This window comes from Butyrivibrio sp. (assembly GCF_017940685.1).
Classification (GTDB): Bacteria; Bacillota; Clostridia; order Lachnospirales; family Lachnospiraceae; genus Butyrivibrio.
The window spans coordinates 1-1,611 of the sequence record NZ_JAGAYD010000128.1; the positions used below are offsets into that span (position 1 = coordinate 1).

Here is a 1,611-nt window from a genome sequence, read left to right on the forward strand (position 1 = left end):
GTTTTGATTTCTACATGGATGATAACGGTGAGTGTTACGGAAACCAGACTCTTATGAACTTCCTCAGAAATGCAAATAACGGGGACAAGTTCTATATCGGGCAGGTTTTTGACTATCACTATTGATGGAGGCAGATATGAAGTGTACAGAAAGCATATGTCAGCTTAACTGCTGTGGCTATTGTCAAAATGTCAGCTCTATCCTTGACGAGATTACCTTCGGTCCCATTCCAGAGCCCGACGGTTGTCCCGATGAGAAGACGAAGCTGTCACAGAGCGAAGAGTAGGGATTATACAAATTAAGGAGAAAATAATGGAAAGAGAAGCATTAAAATCCTACATTGTAGGTGGCGTAGACAAAATCTGTCAGACAAAAGATATTGCCGACAGAAAAACCTTGTTCGACGAGCTTGTCAGCGTCATTAGAGAAGACCTTGAGGGTATAGACTACATGGAATACAAAGACGGTGTTGTAACTAACACATATATCAACTTTGATTCCTGCTGTGGCCTGTCCCTTATCATGGCGTCTGCTGATATCGAACAGCTTTTCGAGTATACACACGAAAAGGATCTGTCCCTTGCCGCAGCCTGCACGGTGCTTAGTGACATCTGTGAGCGCGACGAATACCAGGATGATCTTGTGGATGAGGAATATAATTTCAAGTATTCTCCGGTTGATACCGCAGCTATGCTTGTATCTGTCCTTGATAACTGGAAGGGCACAGGAAAGCTTGACAAAGATTTTCTTCGTCTGAAGAGAGTAAAGGAGAATGCAAAATGGAAGAAATGATGTGCAAAAAGGAGAAAGCTCCCTCTACAAGAAACTTTTATCAGCAAAAATATACGATAAAAGGCAGTCTTGAAAGAGAATACCTCAAAAAAGGCATAATGAGCTACAATCTTGTTGATCCAAAATTCTTTTACAGGGTATCAGACACCCGCATTATGATGGCAATATGCCATACAGCGGGAAAGAACAGAGGCAGATACGACGTTGTTTATTACAACGGGGCTATGGACTCTGACAACCTTGTATTTGTAATAAGGGATGCTGAGCCAGTAGAAGCACCCATCTGGTTTGACAATGAGGCTCTTTTTAAAGAGTTCATCGCAAAAGAGGGTCTTGCGGATGCAAGATTTACACCCTCGCCCACCTGTGAAAAGAACATCCCCGTCCTTATGCTCGACGATTCAATCCCGATGCTCTGGGAAGACTTTAAGGAGCTTGATAAGGAGCACCTTAAAAAAGGCTGTTGGGTAGCTGAATACACGGACGCTTATACCGATGAAACCTACACCACAGAAGGTGACATCCACAAAAACACCACTTGGAAGGATTATTTTGAGTGGCTTGTGGGCGACATTGAAGAGGTTGTCGGCGAGGATGAGTTAAGCGGCATCGTCATTACTGGAGTTTACTACAACGGTATTGATGATGAAGGGCACTTCTTATAAGACCAGTAGTGATAAAAGTCCAGCTAAGAAATGTCAAGGAGTAAATTGAAAATGTTAGAAATTAGACATTACCTGCATTTTGGGTAACCTTAATAAAGCTAATTCATTTATAGCACATTGAAAATGACAAATTAGATATTAGGCAACTTTTGTA

Annotated in this window: 3 protein-coding genes; all 3 read left to right on the forward strand. The window is 41.9% G+C overall.

The annotated features are described in order from the left end of the window. Nucleotides 1-136: 136 nt before the first annotated feature. The 3 genes from J6I68_RS08290 to J6I68_RS08300 are packed head-to-tail and all read left to right on the forward strand — an operon-like array spanning nucleotide 137 to nucleotide 1,457. On the forward strand, nucleotides 137-286 hold the full coding sequence (locus J6I68_RS08290; RefSeq protein ID WP_292219485.1) for a hypothetical protein: 150 nt from the start codon (nucleotides 137-139) through the stop codon (nucleotides 284-286). A 26-nt stretch (nucleotides 287-312) separates the two neighbouring features. After that, nucleotides 313-792: a hypothetical protein gene (locus J6I68_RS08295; protein WP_292219487.1), complete on the forward strand. Its 480-nt coding sequence runs from the start codon at nucleotides 313-315 to the stop codon at nucleotides 790-792. Then, nucleotides 780-1,457 (forward strand): hypothetical protein, encoded by a 678-nt coding sequence (locus tag J6I68_RS08300; RefSeq protein ID WP_292219488.1) that lies wholly within the window; start codon nucleotides 780-782, stop codon nucleotides 1,455-1,457. Before J6I68_RS08295 ends, J6I68_RS08300 begins: the two co-directional genes overlap by 13 nt. Nucleotides 1,458-1,611 lie beyond the last annotated feature (154 nt).